Below are 18,913 nucleotides of genomic sequence, written 5' to 3' on the forward strand. Positions count from 1 at the left end.
TATGCAAAAAAAAGCCTGATATTGGAGATCAGGCTTTTTTAAAAATTTATGCTTAAGATCGCTTTAAATTTTCATTCAATAAAAATTCCATCAATGCTTTTTGTGCATGCAATCGGTTTTCAGCTTCGTCCCATACCACAGAGCTTTTATGATCGAGCATGTGTTCAGAAATTTCTTCACCACGATGTGCCGGTAGGCAATGCATAAATAGACAATCTGGATGAGCAAGTTCCATCAGTTTTTCATTGACTTGAAATGCGGCAAAAGCTGCTTCACGTAACTTTTGTTCTTCTTCTTGTCCCATGCTAGCCCACACGTCGGTCACGATCAAATCTGCATTTACAGCCGCATCTTCAGCATTATTAAATACTTCAACACAGTGCGCAAATTCAGCCATAAATTCAGGTTTTGGTTCATAACCTTTAGGTGCACCAACCTTTAATTTAAAGCCCATCATGTGCGCAGCTTCAATATATGAATTACACATGTTATTGCCGTCGCCAATCCATGCAACGGTTTTGCCTTGAATACTTCCACGATGTTCTTGATAGGTTTGAAGATCTGCAAGTAACTGACATGGATGATGATCATCTGTCAGACCATTGATCACAGGGACAGAAGAGTAAGATGCAAAACGCTGCACAACATCGTGACCAAAGGTGCGAATCATGACAATATCAAGCATGCTTGAAATAACGCGTGCAGAATCTTCGATCGGTTCACCACGGCCTAGTTGTGTATCACGTGGTGAAAGAAAAATTGCACTTCCACCAAATTGAGCTATTCCTGCTTCAAATGAAATTCGAGTTCGTGTGCTTGATTTCTCAAAAATCATTCCCAACACTTTACCTTTAAATGGTTGAAACAGTTCATTATTGTGTTGCTGGCGTTTTAGTTCGCTTGCTCGATCAAGGAGATTCTTTAATTCAGTAGAAGAAAGATCGCGTAAAGTAAGAAAGTGCCGTAGAGCCATGGTTACTCCACAATAATTGTTTTATAACAATTAGTTGCTGGTTGGTGAACGAAAAAAACAATCGATTAATATACTATATGATATAAAAAATGCAAAAAAATTAGTTTAATTTGTGCGCGTTTAAAAAAAGATCAACGCAATAATCGATGTGTTCGTGAATGTCCTCACAATCGGTCGTTAAAGGAACCCCCATAATAATCTTCCATTCAATATTTCGAAGGATACCAAAGTACATCATGGCTGAATTTAAGGGTTTTTTGCACTCAATCTGTCCTTTTTCTGCGGCATATTGCAGTGCATCAGCAATGCATTTTTGAATATATTCTGGACCTTTTTGGTGCAAGTACAGGGCTAGATCTGGATTACGCTGTGACTGCTCGATTAATAAACGCATAAAAGCAGAATTTTCTGTGCAGGTAATTTTTGCAAAGAAGTTATATAAGGTGCTGGTTAAAAAGGAACGAAGATCATCCTGTTGAGCGTCGTAAGAGGCACAGATATTTTTGAAAAACAGTTCGCGACGATAATCACAAATCGCAGTAAACAAACCTTCTTTACTACCAAAGTATTTATAAATCGAGGCTTTCGATCCACCTGCATGATTTACGACATCATCTAAGGACACCGCATCATACCCTTTTTCAAGAAACAGTTCTGTTGCACTAAGTAATAAAGCCAGCCAGCGCTCATGCCCCCGACGTGTTAAGGGGAGATCGCACTTTGTCGGGCAGGTTTGTCGTGTCATCTGTTTAGACATAAAAAAGGAGGGTAATACTAATCGTGTATTTAAGTATAACAAATTGTTTGATGTTGTGCTTTTGGGGCTGGTGCAGGGGCTGAGAGGTTTTTAAAGTGAGAGCCCACATGTGACTCTCACTTTAAAGTATTTAGATTTCAGATTCTTCTTCTACGTCGTCTTCAGCCGCAATACCGAGCTCTTTGAGCTTTCGGGTGAGGGTGTTTCGACCCCAGCCAAGTAACTCAGCAGCATGGCGTTTTCGACCACGAGTTTGTTGCAGTGCCGCGTTAATGAGTGTTCTTTCGAACATTGGCGTGGCAATATCCAAAATTTTCATCTCACCATTTTTGAGCTTTTGAATCGCCCATTGGCCTAATAGCTCATCCCAGTGATGTAGAGAAATGCGATCAAAGTTTGGTGTCGCAATATTTGTATCTGCTGATTTCTGGATCGGGATTTGTTTGAGTTCAGAAGGTAAATCTTCCGGATAAACTTCTCGACCAGTAATCATGACCGTCAACCAGCGGCACGTATTTTCGAGCTGACGCACATTACCTGGCCATGGCAGTTGCTGCATATAGTCAGTTGTTTCGGTACGCAAAATCTTGGGACTCACCCCAAGCTCTTTTCCAGCTCGGGCAAGAAAGTGCTGCGCCAGCATTGGAATGTCTTCGCTGCGGTGGGCCAGCTTAGGAATATGAATACGAATCACGTTTAAACGATGATACAAGTCTTCACGGAAGCGTCCTTCATTCACCAGTTTTTCCAGATCTTGATGCGTTGCTGCAACAATACGTACATCGACCTTAACTGGAATATGGCCACCTACACGATAAAACTCGCCATCTGCAAGTACGCGAAGTAGTCGTGTTTGCGTTTCAAATGGCATATCGCCAATTTCATCTAAAAATAACGTACCACCATTGGCCTGTTCAAAGCGGCCTTGACGCTGTGTATTGGCACCAGTGAAAGCACCTTTTTCATGACCGAACAACTCGGTTTCAATTAAGTCCTTTGGAATGGCGGCCATGTTGAGCGCAATAAAGGGTTTGCTGCTACGTGGCGAATGCTTATGCAGTGCATGTGCAACCAGTTCTTTTCCGGTTCCCGATTCGCCATTGATCAACACAGTGATATGCGACTGAGAAAGGCGCCCAATTGCTCTGAATACTTCCTGCATGGCAGGCGATTCGCCAATGATTTCAGTTGATTGAGCAACCGATGCTGACTTGCTGGCTTCTTGTTGCTGTAATTTATTGATATGCAAGATGGCACGATTGACCAGTGCAAGAGCTTCATCGATATCAAATGGCTTAGGTAAGTATTCAAAAGCACCCGTTTGATAACTAGACACAGCCGATTCAAGATCTGAATGCGCTGTCATAATAATCACAGGTAAATCTGGATTGCTGTTTTTGACTTTACCTAGAAAAGTAAGGCCATCGATACCTGGCATACGGATATCGGTTAAGATCACATCCGGTGCATCGTCGAGTAATTGGTCAAGCGCAGTTTGAGCTTCTTCAAAACTGGTGACATCAAAACCTTCTTCTTTAAAGGTTTTCTCTAAGACCCAGCGCATGGCGCGATCGTCGTCAATTACCCATATTTTATTTCGCGACATGGTCTGTCTCCCAAGGTAGATATAAGCTAAATACAGTTTTTCCGGGTACAGATTGGCATTCAATCATCCCGTTGTGTTGATGCATAATATTTTGAGCAATACTCAAGCCCAGTCCTGTGCCTTTGGCGCGCCCAGTAACCAGTGGGTAAAATACAGATTCAATAATATCTTGCGGAATACCTGGGCCATTATCTTCTATATCAATTCGAATGGCTGAGCGATTTAATACCCCATTAATGGTCACTAGTCGTTGAATACGCGTACGTAAAGATAAATGTGGCGCTTCTTCAACGAAAAATTCCTTATTTTCTGTCATGGCTTGAATGGCATTTACACTAATATTCAGCATGACTTGAATGAGTTGATCGCGATCTGCTTTGACATCTGGCAGTGAAAGATCGTAGTCGCGTGTAATCTTAATTTTCTTTTTGGTTTGATTGACTATTAGTGAGCGCACACGCTCTAAAGGCTCATGTACATTGACATCTTCATAACTTGGTAGCTGTCTCGAACCCAGCATGGTATCGGCCAGATTACGAAGACGATCCACTTCGCTGATAATAATATCGGTAAACTCTTCGTATTTCGGATCGTTAAGACTACGTGCCAGAAGTTGAGTTGCGCCGCGAATACCACCAAGCGGATTTTTGATTTCGTGAGCAACGCCACGAATCAGTTGCCGTGCAACTTGATGTTGCTGAATAAAGTTTTCTTCTTTAGAAATTTTCAGCATCCGATCAATCGGATTTAACTCGATCAATAGCAATGGATGATACGGTTTGCCGGTATTGAGCTGTGAAACGGTGTAGTCGACATGAATGTCTTTGAAATTGACATTAATTACCGCTTCACGCCGCGTATAATGCTGCCCAGAATTCAGGGTGTTTAAAAGCGCCTCGTAGGTATTAAAGGTATCATCAGGTGCATGCATTAAGTTAATGGCAGGTTGACCGGCAGCCCTTAATAGGCTGATGTCGAATAGTGCTTCACAGGATGAGTTCAAATAAAACACATTCAGATTGCTATCGACCAATAAAATAGCAGTGGTCATATTGTCCACTAAAAGTCGGTAATCGATAGTCGGTTGGTGATCCATTAGCGGAAGTATCCTGTTTTAAAATGGCGCAATGGCATCTTGTTAAAAAATATCTGTCCTTGTTATGAGGTATATCCGAAGCAAAATGCACGCCAACTTTGCCAATTAAAGTGCAATAGCAATATTTTTGAGTTAAAAATGTGCTATGTGGTCTATCAGTGAATTTTTTTAACACATTCTTAGCGTCATGATCTGTAATTATGCATTTAATTGGTGCATTTTGATGAAAATATAAATTTTTATGAATTATTTTGGTGCGCTAATGAATCGTTAATGAATCGACCTGTTTTTCTTTTCAGAAACATCATACAATACGCGGATTCTAGTGGAGTGCAGATTCATGAAATCCCCCAAAGTCGGTTTTGTATCTTTAGGTTGTCCTAAGGCATTGGTAGATTCTGAACGAATTTTAACTCAGTTGCGTACTGAAGGTTATGAAGTAGCATCAAATTACGATGGTGCAGATTTAGTTGTTGTGAATACCTGTGGTTTCATTGAATCTGCAGTACAAGAGTCATTAGATGCGATTGGCGAAGCCATGAATGAAAATGGCCGTGTAATTGTGACAGGATGCTTGGGTAAAGACGAAGACAAAATCCGTCAAATGCACCCAAATGTGCTTAAAGTCACTGGTGCAGCAGCGTATCAAGATGTGATGGAAGCGGTACACGAGTATGTGCCTGCGCCGCCTAAACATAACCCGTTTATCGATTTAGTTCCAGAGCAAGGTATTCGTCTTACACCAAAGCATTATGCGTACTTGAAGATTTCAGAAGGCTGTAATCATCGTTGTACCTTTTGTATCATTCCAAGCATGCGTGGTGATTTAGTATCGCGTCCAGTTGGATCGGTGCTTGAAGAGGCCGCAGCGCTTAAGCGTTCTGGCGTTAAAGAAGTTTTGGTGATCTCACAAGATACGTCTGCTTATGGTGTCGATACCAAATACAAGCTTGATTTCTGGAACGGTCAACCTGTAAAAACCAAATTTTACGACATGTGTGAAGCCTTGGGTCAGATGGGTATCTGGGTACGCTTACATTATGTTTATCCCTATCCGCATGTCGATGCCGTAATTGATTTGATGGCTCAAAGCAAAATTTTGCCGTATTTAGATATTCCTTTTCAGCACGCCAGTCCGCGCATCTTAAAATTGATGAAGCGACCAGCCCATAGTGAAAATACTTTAGAGCGTTTAAAAGTATGGCGTGAAAAATGCCCGGATCTCGTCATTCGATCAACCTTTGTGGTCGGTTTCCCAGGTGAAACTGAAGAAGATTTCCAAATTTTATTAGAATGGCTTAAAGAGGCCCAGCTCGATCGCGTAGGTTGCTTTACCTATTCACCTGTTGAAGGTGCGACAGCAAACGATTTGCCAGATCATGTTCCAGAAGAGATTAAACAAGATCGTTACGAGCGTTTTATGCAAGTTCAGCAAGAAATTTCGGCTGCCAAATTGCAAAAGCGTATCGGTCAAACCATGACTGTTTTGGTGGATGATCTTGAAGATGAATTTCCAGTAGCAGTGGCTCGCTCTTATGCTGATGCACCTGAAATCGATGGGAACGTATTTGTCGAAGATATTGATAAGTCCATGATTCAGCCTGGCCAGTTGCTGGAAGTGGAAATTACCGACGCTGACGAATATGACTTATATGCCAAGCTGATCAAGATCAAAGCAGCTTAGTTGCGCGTTAACAAACAGAATTCAATTTAAACATCGCATTTTGGAGCATAATTATGGCTGATACGAACAGTCCTCGTTATTCACGAATTTTGTTAAAGCTGTCGGGCGAAGCATTGTCAGGCAATAAAGATATGGGAATCGATGCTCAAGTGCTCGATCAAATGTCTTTATCGATTGCACACTTGGTCGGCTTGGGTGTGCAGGTTGGTATCGTGGTTGGTGGTGGTAACCTATACCGTGGCAGTCAATTGCAAAAAGATGGCTTGGTAGGCCGTGTAACTGGCGATCAAATGGGCATGCTGGCGACGGTCATGAATGGTCTAGCGATGCGCGACGCACTAGTACGCCGTAACATTAAAACTCGTTTGATGTCTGCTTTGTCGATTGGTACTGTAGTAGAACCATACTCAAGTCGTGATGCAATTCGTTATTTGGGTCAGGGTGAAGTCTGTGTATTTGTAGCAGGTACCGGAAATCCATTTTTTACAACGGATACAGCTGCATGTTTGCGCGGTATTGAGATTGAAGCTAATCTTATTTTAAAAGCCACAAAAGTTGATGGTGTTTATAATAAAGATCCAAGTAAATACGATGATGCTGTTAAGTACGATCAATTGAGCTTTGATCAGGTGCTTGACGAAAAACTCGGTGTAATGGATTTGACTGCGATTTGCTTATGCCGTGATCATAATGTGCCGTTACAAGTATTCGATATGAATAAGCCAGGTGCATTATTGTCGGTTATCATGGGTGAAAAAGAAGGAACCCACGTCACCAACAGATGACGGCGCCTTTAAAGCTCTTTATACTAGCCCACTAATTTAGTTTTACACTTTTTGAATGAATAAGTAAGGAAGATCATATGATTAACGATCTCAAACAAGACAGCGAACAGCGTATGCAAAAAACTCTAGAATCGCTAGAGCAAGGTTTTGCAAAAGTTCGTACAGGTCGTGCACATCCATCAATTTTAAATGGTGTCATGGTTCCTTACTATGGTTCAGATGTGCCGCTTAATCAGGTTGCAAACGTGGGTGTTGAAGATTCACGTACGCTTATTGTTCAGCCATTTGAACGTACGATGGTATCTGCAATTGACAAAGCGATTCGTGAAAGCGACTTGGGTTTAAACCCAATCACTGCAGACGCGATTCGTGTGCCGTTACCCGCTTTGACTGAAGAAACACGTCGTGACATGCAAAAAGTTGCACGTACAGAAGCTGAAAATGCCAAAGTTGCGATCCGTAATATTCGTCGTGATGTACTTGGTGATATCAAAGCATTGTTGAAAGAAAAAGAAATTTCTGAAGATGATGAGCGCCGTGCAGGTGATGATATTCAAAAAATTACCGATAAATATGTTGCTGAAGTTGATAAGCGTTTGGCAGCAAAAGAAGCAGAATTGATGAAGGTCTAAGTTTTTATGACCTTATTAGAAGAGCACCATCTTCCAAAACATGTTGCCATCATTATGGATGGCAACAACCGTTTTGCCAAAAAAAATCAAATGCAAAAAGGAGATGGTCATCGAGAGGGTAAAAATAGTTTAGACCCGATTGTTGAGCATTGTCGTTCAAGAGGAATTCAGGCCTTAACGGTCTTTGCTTTTTCGAGTGAAAATTGGAATCGTCCGCAAATTGAAGTCGATTTGCTGATGAAGCTTCTCGAGGAGGCGATTCATGAGCAATTGCCTCGCATGCGTAAATTCAATATTCAGTTGCAGTTTATTGGTGATCGTTCGCGGTTATCTCCTCATTTACGTGATCTTATGCGAAGTGCAGAGCAAGAAACAGCAAGTTTTAGCTCCATGACGCTAACCATTGCTGTGAGCTATGGTGGGATGTGGGACATTGCAGAGGCGGCAAAACAAATTGCCAGTGATGTACACACGGGTCATCTGGATATTGGGCAAATTGACGCTTCCTTATTTGGTCAGTATGTTAGTCTGAACGAGCTTCCACCAGTCGATTTATTGATTCGAACTGGAGGCGATTATCGTTTGTCTAACTTTTTGCTTTGGCAGGCTGCCTACGCAGAGCTTTACTTTACAGAAACATTGTGGCCAGAGTTTTCAACTCAAGAGTTCGACCACGCATTAGATGTTTTTGCTGGCCGTGAACGCCGTTTTGGTAAAACATCAGAGCAAATCCAACAAGATAAAATTGAGAATTAATAATGTTAGAGCGGATCCTAACCGCGTTGGTGTTAGTGGCAGTGGTGCTGATCTGCATGTTTGCTACCCAATCGCATTATCCTATGTTTGGATTGATGATCTTAGCGGCAGGTGTTGCAGGCTATGAGTGGTTCAAGCTTATGCCAAGAACCACACCACATGTGGTCAAGCCTAAAGCATGGTGCTATGGTGCTGTAGTTGCACTGATTGCAGGGCTGGCGTTATTTTATAATGACGTGGCACTCTTACTATGGTCGGCATCCATTTTGACATGGTTGGTGAGTAGCTTCTGGGTGAAATCTTATCCGGAGTACGATGGCTGGTACAACGCGACATTGTATATACTTGGTCTAATTCTGGTGAGTGCTGCTGTTACTGCGATCTTTGAGGTATGGAAAGCATCTCCGTGGTGGCTGATGTATCTATTTCTTCTGGTTTGGGGCGCAGATACTGGTGCTTATTTTGTTGGGCGTAAATTTGGTAAGCGAAAACTTGCACCAACGGTCAGTCCAAATAAATCAATCGAGGGGTTGATTGGTGGTGTAGTGATCACGGTTATCGTGATTATTGTGGTTGAGTTCTTTTATCTAGATCTATCCCTTGCACAACATATTCTTTTTCTGATTTTATCTTTATTGACTGTATTTGCCTCTGTTTTAGGTGATTTGTTTGAATCCATGATTAAGCGTCGAGCGGGAATCAAGGATTCAGGACGTATTTTGCCAGGTCATGGTGGTGTACTCGACCGAATTGATTCATTGTTGGCTGCTGCTCCTGTTTTTGCTGCAGGAATTTATCTATTGAAGCTCATTGGTGTAGATTTATAAATGACACAATCTGTTTGTATATTGGGTGTGACCGGTTCGATTGGGCAAAGCACTTTAAGAGTTTTAGAGCAGCATCCAGATCAATATTCAGTATATGCCGTTACCGCATATAGTCGAATTGATGAACTACTGGCGATATGCAAACGGGTAAATCCTCAAGTTGTGGTGATTCCTGCTGAAAAATTTGTTCAGCTTAAACAGCTTTTTATCGATGCTCAACTTGAACACATTGAGATTCGGGTCGGATCTGAAGGTTTGATCAGTGTGGCTTCTGCTCCGGAAGTAGACATTGTGATGGCGGCGATTGTAGGTGCGGCGGGTTTGCTGCCAACACTCGCAGCAGTTAAGGCAGGTAAGCGTGTATTGCTTGCAAACAAAGAATCGCTGGTGATGTCTGGTGATATCATGATGCAGGCTGCTCGCGAACATCGTGCCTTGTTGTTGCCTGTCGATTCAGAACACAATGCGATTTTTCAGTCTTTACCACATAATTACTTGAGTCTGTCCCCAACAGGATCTCCTCAGCTTGGTGTATCTCAAATTTTATTGACTGCATCGGGTGGGCCATTTCTGGATTATCCAGATGATTTGTTGTCACAAGTAACTCCGCAACAAGCATGTAAACATCCAAACTGGTCAATGGGACAAAAAATTTCTGTTGATTCCGCTACACTCATGAATAAAGGGCTTGAGTTAATCGAAGCCTGTCATTTATTTTCAATTTCCGAACATTTTGTTACAGTTGTTGTTCATCCACAAAGTATTATTCACTCCATGGTTCAATATGTAGATGGTTCTACGTTAGCGCAAATGGGGAATCCAGATATGTGTACACCAATTGCGCATGCACTGGCGTGGCCTGAGCGTATAGCAACAGATGTCCCAGCTCTGGATGTCTTTGCTCACGCGCAGTTGAATTTTAGACAGCCTGATACACAAAAGTTTCCTTCCTTAACGCTTGCCAGAGAAGCGATGCGATCTGGTGGTTTGGCACCATGTATACTTAATGCAGCCAATGAAATTGCAGTTGAGGCATTTTTAAATCATAAAATAAAATTCACTTCGATACCGGAAGTGGTTGAGCATGTGCTGAATCACGTGCAAAATGATAAGGCAACCAGTATTGAGCATGTTTTAGAGATCGATGCTGTAGCACGACAGGTTGCAGGTCGTTACATCCAACAGATCAGAGGCTAGAAAGATGAGTGTATTGTATATTGTCATCGCTGCAATATTGCTGCTAGGTCCTCTTATTGCGATACATGAGTTTGGTCATTACTGGGTGGCTCGAAAACTGGGCGTGAAAGTGTTGGTCTATTCAATTGGTTTTGGGCCAACATTACTTAAATGGACGTCTAAAAAATCGGGCATACAGTATCAGCTTTCGGCGTTACCGCTCGGTGGATATGTCAAGATGCTTGATGAGCGTGAAGGTAATGTGGCCGAGGCTGACTTGCCGTATGCGTTTAATCGTCAATCGCCATGGAAACGGATTGCAATTGTCGCGGCAGGCCCTTTGATTAACTTACTGTTTGCTGTGGTTTTGTTTTGGATTCTCTTTTTACCTTCACAAGAACAGCTCAATACGCGAATTGGGAAAGTTATTCCCAATACACCTGCAGCCGAAATGGGATTAAAAGCAGGTGATCAAGTTGTATCTGTCGATGGTAAAGAAACACCTACTTGGGAGCGTCTAAATTTTGCACTGGTTGATCGTGCAGGTGAAACGGGTCAAATCCGTGTCATGGTCAATGATCAAGGTACAGATAAAACGGTAAATTTGCCGATACAAGATTTTTTGAAAAATCAGAGCCAATCAGCGCTTGATGTACTTGGTTTTCTGCCGTATCGTCCCGCCATGCCAGCAGTCATTCATCAGTTGAGTGAGGATGGTGCTGCAATACGTCAGGGGATGAAGGTTGGAGATCGTATTTTAAGTATAAACGGCTTAAAGATGAACGATTGGTTCGATGTGGTCGATATTGTTCAAAAATCACCTGAGAAATTGCTTAATATAGATGTCTTACGCGAGGGGCAGCTTGTTCATTTACAAGTGATGCCACAAGGTAAACGTGACAGTATGGGTAATGTTACAGGAATGCTGGGTGTTCAAAGTAATCCTGGTAAGGTAACGATTCCTGCTGAATATAAGCAGTTAATTCAATATACTCCTATCCAGGCAATGGGTATGGCTGTTGATAAGACCGTGCAAATCTCTGGCATGATATTGAATTCCATTGTGAAAATGGTTCGTGGTTTGATTGGTCTTGAGAATTTATCGGGTCCGATTACAATTGCTAAAGTTGCAGGTCAAAGCGCAGAAATGGGCTGGCAAACATTTATCTCTTTTATGGCTCTCATGAGTGTGAGTTTGGGGATTTTAAACTTGCTGCCGATTCCTATGCTGGATGGAGGACATTTGGTTTATTACTTTATTGAAGCCATACGCGGTAAACCTGTTTCCGAACAAATACAAATGTTCGGTCTAAAAATTGGTATGGTACTGCTCGGTAGCATGATGCTTTTAGCGCTTTTTAATGATTTTATGCGTCTATAAACGCTGATATGGAAAAATTAACTTACTGGAAAAAACTGGCATGCGGCACACACATTTATTAATGCCTTTGGCACTTGTTAGTGCTATGGCAGCGGTACAACAAGCATATGCAGCAAATGGTTTCATTGCACGCGAAGTAAAAATAGAAGGCTTAGTCCGTCTTACACCTTCAAATGTTTACAATATGTTACCGATTAACAGTGGGGATCGTGTTGATGATCCTACGATTGCCGATGCCATTCGTACATTGTATGCAACGGGTCTTTTCGATGACATCAAAACCTATAAGCAAAACGATGTCCTCACCTTTAGAGTGGTTGAACGGCCAGTCATCTCTAAAATTGAATTTAAAGGCAATAAGCTTATTCCTAAAGAGGCCTTGACTGAAGGTCTGAAAAAAATGGGTGTGGTTGAAGGTGATGTGCTTAAAAGCTCAGCACTACAGACCATTGAAACGGAACTTGAGCAGCAATATGCGCAGCAAGGTCGCTATGATGCAGACATCAAAGTTGAGACCATCGCGCAGCCAAATAACCGTGTTGCTTTAAAGCTGGATTTCTATGAAGGAAAGCCTGCTAAAGTCGTCGAAATCAATCTGATTGGTAATACTGTATTTAGTGACAGTGATATCAAGCAAGCCTTTGCCATTAAAGAGAGCGGCTGGTCTTCAATTGTTACGCGTAATGATCGTTATGCACGTGAGAAAATGGCGGCAAGTCTTGAATCACTGCGCGCGCTTTATTTAAACAAAGGGTATATTAATTTCAATATTAATAACTCTCAGTTAAATATCAGCGAAGACAAGAAAAAAATCTTTGTTGAAGTATCTGTTACCGAAGGCAGTCAGTTTAAATTTGGTCAAACCAAGTTTCTTGGCGATGCGCTTTATCAGCCACAAGAGTTAGAAGCTCTCAAAATCTATAAAGACGGTGATACTTACTCGCAAGAGAAAGTAAATGCTGTTAAGCAATTGCTTTTGCGTAAATACGGTAATGCTGGTTATTACTTTGCAGAAGTGAATGTTGTTCCGCAAATCAATAATGAAACCGGTGTGGTTGATCTTAATTACTATATCAACCCGGGTCAGCAGGTTAAAGTACGTCGTATCAATATTACGGGGAATACCAAAACCGCTGATGATGTATTGCGTCGCGAAATGCGTCAGATGGAAGGCGCACTTGCAAGTAACGAAAAAATTGATCTTTCAAAAGTGCGTCTGGAGCGTACAGGCTTCTTCAAAACAGTTGATATTAAGCCAGTTCGTGTACCAAACTCACCAGATGAAGTTGATCTTAATGTCAATGTAGAAGAGCAGCATTCAGGTTCTACAACCTTAGCTGTAGGTTATTCTCAAAGTGCAGGTATCACCTTCCAAGCAGGTTTAAGTCAAACCAACTTGCTCGGTACGGGGAATCGTTTTGCACTTGACTTGACTCGTTCGCAAACACAAGACTATTACAACTTAAGTGTTACAGACCCTTACTTTACCATTGATGGTGTAAGTCGTGGTTACAACCTTTACTACCGTAAAACCAAACTCAACGACGAATACACTGTTAATAACTATGTCACGGATAGTTTTGGTGGCAGTTTGTCATTTGGTTATCCAATTGATGAAAATCAAAGCTTAAGTGCATCTTTGGGTATCGATTCGACTAAAGTAAAAACTGGCCCGTATGTCTCTACTTATGTACGTGATTACTTATTGGCGAATGGCGGAAAAACGACAGGTACATCGACATATTGTACTGTTGATCTGACCGAAGCGAATAACTTTACGTGTCCTGCAGGATCGACGGTTACTTATGACTCTCAATTTGAGGGTGACTATCTCACTTATATCCTCAACTTAGGATGGTCATACAACACCCTGAATCGTCCGATTTTACCAACCTCAGGTACGTCACATCGTGTTAACCTTGAAGTAGGTTTGCCGGGTAGTGACGTCGATTACCAGAAGTTATCATACGATACGCAAGCCTATTTCCCATTAGGAAAAGACTTCGTACTCAGAGGCTACGGTAAACTTGGTTATGGCAACGATTTACCATTCTATAAGAACTTCTTTGCTGGTGGTTACGGTTCGGTACGTGGTTTCGAAAGTAGCACATTAGGTCCGCGTTATCCGGGTGTTGTTTATCAAGAATCTGGTAAGACTGATCCTGATTGGGAAGCAGTCGGTGGTAATGCACTGGTGCAGTTTGGTACAGAGCTTGCACTCCCTGTACCGTTTAAAGGTGACTGGGCGCGTCAGTTCAGACCAGTGATCTTTGCTGAAGGCGGTCAAGTTTTTGACACCAAATGTGATCTTCCATCTGGGAAATATTCGATTAATGGTGTAGATGCCAAGAAGTATTGTGAAGATAACTACGGCTTCGATCTGGGTAACCTCAGATATAGTGTGGGTGTAGGCTTTACGTGGATTACGATGATTGGTCCATTATCTTTGAGTTATGCATACCCACTTAACAAAAAAGATGGTGACGATACACAATCGATCCAATTTGAAATTGGCCGTACTTTCTAAAGTACGGTTCACTTTTGATCTGTATGTTTTCCTGATTAAGGAACAGTTATGAATAAAATGAACAAAATTTTACTGGTTCTCGGTATTGCATCATCGGGTCTTACACATGCTGCTGGTATTGGAGTGGTTGATCTGGCTCGCGTAGTCGATAACAGCACCTATCTAAAACAGCAAAATGCAAATTTGAACCAGTCGGTAAAGCCAAGTACAACGCGTTTAGAACAGTTGGGTAAAGAGCTTGATGCGCTTCGCCAAAAAGCTGAAACTGAAGGGCGGAGTATGAAAGAAGCTGATATTCAAAAGCTGAATCAACAGTATCAGGCCAAATTAAGTGAGTTCAATTCAACCCAGCAAAGCTTGCAGACCAAAGTTCAGGGTGGGTTGCAGAATATGAACAACACCTTTGAAGCACGTGTCAAACAAGCGGCTGAGCAACTCAGAAAAGAGAATAATCTGGATTATGTATTGAATAAAAATGCAGTGATCGCATCGGATACAAAAGATGATTTAACTGACAAAATGATTCAAAAAGTGAATGCAATTAAATAATCCATGAAAGTTCATCAATATTCTTTAGAAACATTGGCTCATCTTGTACAAGGTGAGCTTTTTGGTGATGCAGCACTGAAATTGTCGGGTTTGGCAAGCCTTGAGCATGCAGATAACCAACACATTGCCTTTGTGAATGGAGAAAAGTATCTTGATGCTGCAATTTCCACACAGGCCGGTGCACTCATTGTTCAGCAAGAGTTGAAAGAAAAGCTGACACAGCATCAGAATTTTATTGTTGTGGATAATCCCTATCTGGCATTTGCTAAATTGACGCATGTTTTTGAAAAAAAGCATACGCAAACTGGAATTGAAGCGACGGCCCAAATACATCCATCAGTCGTTGTTCCTGAAAATGTCTATATCGGCCATTATGTAGTCATTGGTGAAGACTGCAAGATTGGTGAAAATACCGTTATTCTTTCTCATACTGTGTTGGCAGATAATGTATCTGTTGGTCATAATTGCATGATCGATTCACATGTTTCTTTGCTTGAAGGCACCACAATTTTGGATCGTGTACGTATCCATGCCAATACCGTGATTGGTGGGGAAGGATTTGGTTTTGCGCCATATCAGGGTCGATGGCACCGTATTGTGCAATTAGGCAAAGTTCGAATCGGTAATGATGTGCGTATTGGTTCAAATTGCTGTATCGATCGTGGGGCACTCGATGACACTATTATTGAAGATGGCGTGATTATTGATAATCTTGTGCAAATCGCCCATAACGTGCATATCGGTGCGAATACTGCAATTGCAGCCAATTGCGGGATTGCAGGCAGTACCACAATTGGCAAAAACTGTATCCTTGCGGGTGCCTGTGGTGTGGTGGGTCACATCAACATTGCAGATAATGTGACGTTAACGGGAATGTCAATGGTCACAAAAAGTATTTCTGAAGCTGGAACTTATTCTTCAGGTACAGGTCTTTTGGACAATCATCATTGGAAACGTACAATTGTTCGCTTTAGACAATTAGCAGATGTGCCATTGACCCAAGTCATGAAACGACTCGATCATATACAAGCTCAAATTGAGTCTCTTGAATCAACTTTTAAATTGCGTAAATAGAATATGATGACTGAGTCAAACACTCCTGCGTTTACGATCCCTGAATTGCCAATGGACATTCAAAAAATTCGTGAATACTTACCGCACCGCTATCCATTTCTTTTGGTCGACCGTGTAACTGAAGTCGGTGAAAATAATATTGTAGGCTATAAAAACGTTTCGATTAACGAAGAGTTTTTTCAAGGCCATTTTCCAAACTATCCAATTATGCCTGGTGTTTTGATTGTCGAAGCACTGGCACAGGTAGCAGGTATTTTGGGTTTCATTATGAATAATGAAACACCAAAGCCGGGTTCTTTGTTTCTGTTTGCAGGCGCAGAGAAAGTACGTTTTAAAAAGCAAGTGGTTGCAGGTGACCAGCTGGTGTTAAAAGCTGAGCTTGTGATGCAAAAGCGTGGTATTTACAAGTACAATTGTATCGCGACAGTTGATGGTAAAGTCGCAACAACCGCTGAAATTATAGTTTCACATTTAAGAACAGAGCAGGCATGAGCAATAACGACCTAATTCATTCTACCGCTATTATTGATCCATCTGCTGTAATTGCAGCAGATGCTCAAATTGGGCCGTATTGTGTAATTGGTCCCAACGTCACGATTGGGGCTGGAACAAAACTTCATTCGCATGTCGTTGTTGGTGGTTTCACCCGAATTGGTGAGCATAATGAAATTTTTCAGTTTGCAAGCGTCGGTGAAGTGTGTCAAGACCTTAAATATCAAGGTGAAGAGACCTGGTTGGAAATCGGCGATCATAACCTGATCCGTGAGCATTCTAGCCTGCATCGCGGTACAGTGCAGGACAATAGCTTAACCAAAATTGGTAGCCACAACCTGTTGATGGTGAATACGCATATTGCCCATGATTGCCAAATTGGTGACCATAATATCTTCGCAAATAACGTGGGCGTTGCAGGTCATGTGCAAATTGGCAGTCATGTGGTTGTGGGTGGAAACTCAGGTATTCACCAGTTCTGTAAGATTGACTCGTATAGCATGGTAGGTGGTGCATCTTTAATTTTAAAGGATGTTCCAGCTTATGTTATGGTCTCTGGAAATCCAGCACATGCATTCGGTATGAATGTTGAAGGTATGCGTCGCAAAGGCTGGTCAAAGCATGTGATTCAATCTCTACGTGAAGCTTACAAGCTGATCTATAAGTCAGGATTGACCACTGAGCAGGCTATTGAAAAAATTCGTACCGATATCTTACCCGAAACGCCTGAAGTTGAACTTTTAATCGACTCAGTAACTTCTTCAAAGCGTGGTATTGTGCGTTAAGTCGTTAATAAAAAAAGACACTATAAAGTGTCTTTTTTTTGGCCTATTTGAAGTATTTTACTTCTTCGGCTTGAGGATAGGTTTTTAATAGCTTGGCCTTGAGTTGGTTGGCTGCTGTCGTGTTGTGTTCAACATCTTTGGCGATACTATAGAGCTGATAAAGTGAACGTGGCGCCTTGCTTGATGTTGGATAGCGTTTTACGACAATATCATAATTCTTTTTAGCTTCTGAATAGTTCACCGGATCTGTAGCCAAGTTAAATTCTGCTAACCAGAAGTAAGCGTTCCCTGTATAGATGCTATTGGGGTGATTCTTGATAAAATTTTGCATGGGAGCAATCGCTTTTTTTGCACCGCCTTGTTTATAGGCATCTAAAGCAACTGTGTAAGCGGCCTTTTCAAGTTCTACTGGATCTTGTTGATTAGCAGTAGGGGTAGTATTATTGCCAGCTGCAGCTGAATTTGAGGCATCTGAAGGCGCAATGGTGGTATTTGTAGGGGATGCTGTATTTGTTGGAGAATTGGCAGGAGGTGCTGTATTCGACTGCGCATCCGGATCAGCAGCACTACTATCAGGATCAAGTTTCTGATTCAATAACTCCAGTCGTTGATCAAGATCGGTATAGCGATTTTGTAAGTCATTCTTCAGTTTTTCAATTTCGTTGTCTTGTTCTTCTAATTTACCGCGTAAGCTACGAATCTCGTTTTCGAGCTGCTGGTTTTTTTGCATGAGCTCCCAGTTAATATTAATGGGTGCAGCAGGAGATGTACCAGATAAAGAACTACCAGTATTTTGACTCAGACCACGCGATTCAATGGGAATATTTGCATATGTTTGTGCGCCAATAGAAAGAAGAACGGCTGTAAAAAGCAAATGCTTGTTGAGCATAAGAGAATTCCATTTAAAAACTTAGAAAAATGCGCTATGCATAAGACGAGCAGAGTCATCTTAAATACTGTTGTCATTTCATGTAGTCATTAAAGCATTGGTATATAGAAATGCAAGATGTACTTACAAACTTGTAGCATTTTAATAAGTGAAAGCATGAAACGATTCAATTGGATTAAATTTTGCCTTTAAAATGAATGAGCTGATGATGAATTCACCACTTGAAACTGATTTTGACTTAAAACCTTAATTAGTACTTGCAAGGCTTATAAAAATCTCTATACTCTGTTCTTGCAATGGTAGCCCTGCTGGTGGCTTCGCAATTGTACTCTGTGAACCCCGCCAGGACCGGAAGGTAGCAACGGTAGCAGATCTATAATGTGCCGAGGTTTTGCTAGTAGGGTTACCACCATTCTAATCTTCTGCTGTGTAATTTATCGCTTTCAAAATAATATCCATATCAAAACCTCTATATTGTAAGAACCGAATTTGCTTTGCTTTTTGTTTAGGATCTTTCTCCACAGTATCACCAAACTTCTTTCTTTTTAATTGATATGCCTGTTCAAACCAGTCGATATCATTGAATTCATCATCAATTAATTCACGATCAAGCGCTTTCTTCTTTAAAGCGTGTTTAATTTGATTGGGACCTTTACCTTTGCGCATTTGACTGGCCAGAACCATTTCTGCAACACGCTGATCACTTTGATAGTTTTGATCTGATAACTCCTCCACCAATTGTATGACTTCGGCTTGATCAAGCGCGTACAGATTGAGTTTCTCAATTAATTCAGCTTTGCTGTATTCTTTTCGCGTTAGAAGTGCAAATGCTAAAGAGCGAAGGCGAGTGCCTGTTAGGGTGGGATTATCGGGTTTCTTTTTTTGGAAATACATATTCAAACTCATGAAAAAACGCCCCAGAGG

18 protein-coding genes and 1 other RNA gene are annotated in these 18,913 nt (G+C 41.5%); 13 read left to right on the plus strand and 6 right to left on the minus strand.

Annotated features, from left to right (window positions below; genetic code table 11):
* Positions 1–52: 52 nt before the first annotated feature.
* From argF to glnL, 4 genes are all read right to left on the minus strand, one after another.
* The gene (gene argF / locus L2096_RS08620) at positions 53–973 is read right to left on the minus strand and encodes an ornithine carbamoyltransferase (protein WP_004936766.1); all 921 of its coding nucleotides are present in this window, start codon (positions 971–973) and stop codon (positions 53–55) included.
* 100 nt (positions 974–1,073) lie between these two features.
* Positions 1,074–1,730, minus strand: coding sequence for a TetR/AcrR family transcriptional regulator (locus L2096_RS08625; RefSeq protein WP_004936770.1), 657 nt, complete (start codon positions 1,728–1,730; stop codon positions 1,074–1,076).
* A 130-nt stretch (positions 1,731–1,860) separates the two neighbouring features.
* A complete protein-coding gene (gene glnG, locus L2096_RS08630; protein WP_004936774.1) occupies positions 1,861–3,336 on the minus strand; it encodes a nitrogen regulation protein NR(I) in 1,476 nt (491 codons plus the stop codon).
* On the minus strand, positions 3,323–4,432 hold the full coding sequence (gene glnL, locus L2096_RS08635) for a nitrogen regulation protein NR(II) (protein WP_004936777.1): 1,110 nt from the start codon (positions 4,430–4,432) through the stop codon (positions 3,323–3,325). Before glnL ends, glnG begins: the two co-directional genes overlap by 14 nt.
* A 340-nt stretch (positions 4,433–4,772) precedes the next feature.
* Here glnL and rimO point away from each other — a divergent pair, with 340 nt between their 5' ends.
* From rimO to lpxA, 12 genes are all read left to right on the plus strand, one after another.
* On the plus strand, positions 4,773–6,116 hold the full coding sequence (gene rimO, locus L2096_RS08640; protein ID WP_004936780.1) for a 30S ribosomal protein S12 methylthiotransferase RimO: 1,344 nt from the start codon (positions 4,773–4,775) through the stop codon (positions 6,114–6,116).
* Between the two features lie 53 nt (positions 6,117–6,169).
* A complete protein-coding gene (gene pyrH / locus L2096_RS08645; protein ID WP_004936781.1) occupies positions 6,170–6,901 on the plus strand; it encodes a UMP kinase in 732 nt (243 codons plus the stop codon).
* A 77-nt stretch (positions 6,902–6,978) separates the two neighbouring features.
* Positions 6,979–7,533: a ribosome recycling factor gene (frr, locus tag L2096_RS08650; RefSeq protein WP_004936784.1), complete on the plus strand. Its 555-nt coding sequence runs from the start codon at positions 6,979–6,981 to the stop codon at positions 7,531–7,533.
* A 6-nt stretch (positions 7,534–7,539) separates the two neighbouring features.
* Positions 7,540–8,289, plus strand: a complete 750-nt coding sequence (gene uppS, locus L2096_RS08655; protein ID WP_025094866.1) for a polyprenyl diphosphate synthase — start codon at positions 7,540–7,542, stop codon at positions 8,287–8,289.
* A 2-nt stretch (positions 8,290–8,291) separates the two neighbouring features.
* Positions 8,292–9,116 carry a phosphatidate cytidylyltransferase gene (locus tag L2096_RS08660; protein WP_216198465.1) on the plus strand — a complete coding sequence of 275 codons (825 nt, stop codon included), beginning with the start codon at positions 8,292–8,294 and terminating at the stop codon, positions 9,114–9,116.
* Entirely contained in the window at positions 9,117–10,313 is a 1,197-nt protein-coding gene (ispC, locus tag L2096_RS08665) for a 1-deoxy-D-xylulose-5-phosphate reductoisomerase (protein ID WP_111812336.1), read from the plus strand.
* Positions 10,314–10,317: 4 nt separating this feature from the next.
* A complete protein-coding gene (rseP, locus tag L2096_RS08670; RefSeq protein ID WP_004936798.1) occupies positions 10,318–11,673 on the plus strand; it encodes an RIP metalloprotease RseP in 1,356 nt (451 codons plus the stop codon).
* Positions 11,674–11,713: 40 nt separating this feature from the next.
* The gene (gene bamA / locus L2096_RS08675; protein ID WP_004936801.1) at positions 11,714–14,200 is read left to right on the plus strand and encodes an outer membrane protein assembly factor BamA; all 2,487 of its coding nucleotides are present in this window, start codon (positions 11,714–11,716) and stop codon (positions 14,198–14,200) included.
* 48 nt (positions 14,201–14,248) lie between these two features.
* Positions 14,249–14,749: an OmpH/Skp family outer membrane protein gene (locus tag L2096_RS08680; RefSeq protein WP_004936804.1), complete on the plus strand. Its 501-nt coding sequence runs from the start codon at positions 14,249–14,251 to the stop codon at positions 14,747–14,749.
* A gap of 3 nt (positions 14,750–14,752) precedes the next feature.
* Entirely contained in the window at positions 14,753–15,823 is a 1,071-nt protein-coding gene (gene lpxD / locus L2096_RS08685) for a UDP-3-O-(3-hydroxymyristoyl)glucosamine N-acyltransferase (RefSeq protein ID WP_004936807.1), read from the plus strand.
* Positions 15,824–15,829: 6 nt separating this feature from the next.
* Positions 15,830–16,315 carry a 3-hydroxyacyl-ACP dehydratase FabZ gene (gene fabZ, locus L2096_RS08690; RefSeq protein WP_025094871.1) on the plus strand — a complete coding sequence of 162 codons (486 nt, stop codon included), beginning with the start codon at positions 15,830–15,832 and terminating at the stop codon, positions 16,313–16,315.
* Entirely contained in the window at positions 16,312–17,100 is a 789-nt protein-coding gene (gene lpxA, locus L2096_RS08695) for an acyl-ACP--UDP-N-acetylglucosamine O-acyltransferase (RefSeq protein ID WP_004936813.1), read from the plus strand. Before fabZ ends, lpxA begins: the two co-directional genes overlap by 4 nt.
* Before the next feature lie 43 nt (positions 17,101–17,143).
* On the opposite strand, the gene L2096_RS08700 is transcribed toward lpxA, so the two are convergent.
* Positions 17,144–17,989, minus strand: coding sequence for a YbgF trimerization domain-containing protein (locus tag L2096_RS08700; protein WP_104124781.1), 846 nt, complete (start codon positions 17,987–17,989; stop codon positions 17,144–17,146).
* A gap of 306 nt (positions 17,990–18,295) precedes the next feature.
* Here L2096_RS08700 and ffs point away from each other — a divergent pair.
* Positions 18,296–18,392, plus strand: an RNA gene (gene ffs, locus L2096_RS08705) — signal recognition particle sRNA small type.
* An 11-nt stretch (positions 18,393–18,403) separates the two neighbouring features.
* Here the strand turns inward: ffs and L2096_RS08710 are convergent.
* Positions 18,404–18,883, minus strand: a complete 480-nt coding sequence (locus L2096_RS08710) for a regulatory protein RecX (RefSeq protein WP_048763734.1) — start codon at positions 18,881–18,883, stop codon at positions 18,404–18,406.
* Between the last annotated feature and the right edge of the window lie 30 nt (positions 18,884–18,913).

Origin of the sequence: Acinetobacter sp. ACZLY 512 (assembly GCF_023614015.1) — a bacterium.
GTDB lineage: Bacteria > Pseudomonadota > Gammaproteobacteria > Pseudomonadales > Moraxellaceae > Acinetobacter > Acinetobacter soli.